Genomic DNA, 2,247 nt, shown 5'->3' on the forward strand with positions numbered 1-2,247 from the left:
GAGCTGGGCGAGATAGAGGCGCGGCTGGGCGAGCTGGCTGAAGTGAAGGAAGTGGTGGTGCTGGCGCGGGAGGACCATCCGGGCGACAAGCGGTTGGTGGCGTACTGGACGGCCCGATCCAAAGGGGAAGGGGCGATGTTCGGTGCGTTGGGCCATGGGGCCGATGCCGGAGATGATGAAGCGACCCGGCAACAACAGGAGGTGACGCGGCTGCGTGAGCATTTGAGAGTGGAGCTGCCGGAATACATGGTGCCGTCGGCGTTTGTGAAACTGGAAGCGATACCGCTGAACACGAGCGGCAAGGTGGACAGGAAGGCGTTGCCGGCGCCGGATGCGGAAGCGCTGGTCACGCATGCGTACGAGGCGCCGCAGGGACCGGTGGAAGAGGTGTTGGCCGGAATCTGGCAGGAGCTGCTGGGTGTGGAGCGTGTGGGGAGAAACGACGGTTTCTTCGATCTGGGCGGACACTCGCTGTTGATTGTGTCGCTGGTGGAGAAGCTACGTCAGGCAGGTCTGAAAGCCGAGATCCGTCAGGTGTTTCATGCGGAAAGCCTGGCGGCACTAGCGGCAGAGATCAGCGGGCAGGAAATCGATACGTGGGAGGCACCGGCGAATCTGATCCCGCAAGGTTGCACCCATATCACGCCGGATATGCTGCCCCTGGTGGAGCTGGATCAGGCGCAGATCGATCGGATAGCGGAGACGGTACCAGGAGGGATGGCCAACATTCAGGACATCTACCCGCTGGCGCCGTTACAGGAAGGGGTGCTGTTCTATCACCGCTTCCACCGGGACAGCGATCCGTATGTGTCGTACGCCATTGCGTCCTTTGCTTCACAGGAGCAGCTGAAACGCTTTGCATGGGCCATGAACCAAGTGGTGGCACGACATGATGTGCTGCGTACGGTGATTCTGTGGGAAGACCTGCCGCAGGCGGTGCAGGTGGTATATCGCCATGTGGAGCTGGTGACGGAGCCGCTGGAGGTAGCCGAGGAGGGCGATGCATTACAGAGTATCAAGGTCTATCTTGATGATGCTCCTTTATCGATGGATTTGTCCCGGCCGCCGCTGTTGAACCTTCGGCCGGTGCGTGTGACCGGCCGAATGAGGGGAGGTGATGGGGAGCCATGTTATGCGGTCCTGATGTTCCATCACGTGATAGTAGATCATGTGTCACTGGATGTGATGATGCAGGAGGTAGTGCAGATTCTGAAAGGCGAGGAGGGTGCTCTGCCGGTGCCGATGCATTATCGGGACTTCGTGGCCCATAGCCTGAACAGCCAGCGTGAAACGGATGCGGAAGCGTTTTTCCGGCAGATGCTGGAGGATGTGGATGAGCCCACCGTGCCGTTCGGGCTGACGGATGTTCATGGTGACGGTACTGCGATCAGGGCGAGTGAGCAGTTGCTGGGTGCAGAGCTGTCGCAGCGGATCAGGGAGCGTGTGCGCGGGCTGGGCGTGAGTGCGGCAACGCTGTTCCATGTGGCCTATGCTTTGATGCTGGCGCGGTGCACGTCGCGGGATGATGTGGTTTTTGGCAGTGTGCTGTCGGGGCGTATGGGAGGTGTGGTCGGTGCGGACCGGATGATGGGTATGTTCATCAACACGTTGCCGGTGAGGTTGAAGCTGCAGGGCGCAAGTGTGCTTGAGGCGATGCGAACAGTGCAGGGCGTGTTGGTGGGTATGCTGAAGTATGAGCAGACGGCTCTGGCGGTAGCGCAGCGTTGTAGTGGTATGGACAACGGTGTGGCGCTGTTCAGTGCGATGCTGAACTTCCGACACAGCCAGGGTTCGGACGAGATGGCTATTCGGTCAGGTATGGCGGTAGTGGATGCGAAGGAGCGTACCAACTACCCGTTTGCGGTGTCGGTTGATGATCTGGGAGATGGTGGCTTTGCACTGACGGCTCAGACGGATGTAAGCGTTGTTGATCCGGCACGCATTCTGGGGTATTTGGGTTGTGCAGTGCAGAGGGTTGTTGAGGCGCTGGAGGCTGATCCGGAGAGGGGGGTGCTGCAGTTGGAGGTGCTTCCTGGAGTCGAGAAAAATCAACTGATTCACGGGTTCAACGCCACACAAGCCGAGTATCCGAGGCAGGCGCTGATCCATGAGCTCTTTGAGCAGCAGGTGCAACGGACACCGCAAGCGGTGGCTGTGCAGTATGAGGGCGAGCGGCTGACATATGCGCAATTGAACGCGAAGGCCAACCAGCTGGCGCACCGGCTCAGGGCGATGAGGGATGCTGCG

At 59.9% G+C, this 2,247-nt stretch carries 1 protein-coding gene; it reads left to right on the forward strand.

The genetic code is table 11. From position 1 onward, the window contains the following. Window positions 1–2,247, forward strand: a 2,247-nt coding sequence (locus tag EHV23_RS15085) for a condensation domain-containing protein (RefSeq protein ID WP_148098601.1), incomplete at both ends; no start/stop codon positions are given.

Source organism: Lautropia dentalis (assembly GCF_003892345.1).
In the GTDB taxonomy this organism is placed as follows: domain Bacteria; phylum Pseudomonadota; class Gammaproteobacteria; order Burkholderiales; family Burkholderiaceae_E; genus Lautropia; species Lautropia dentalis.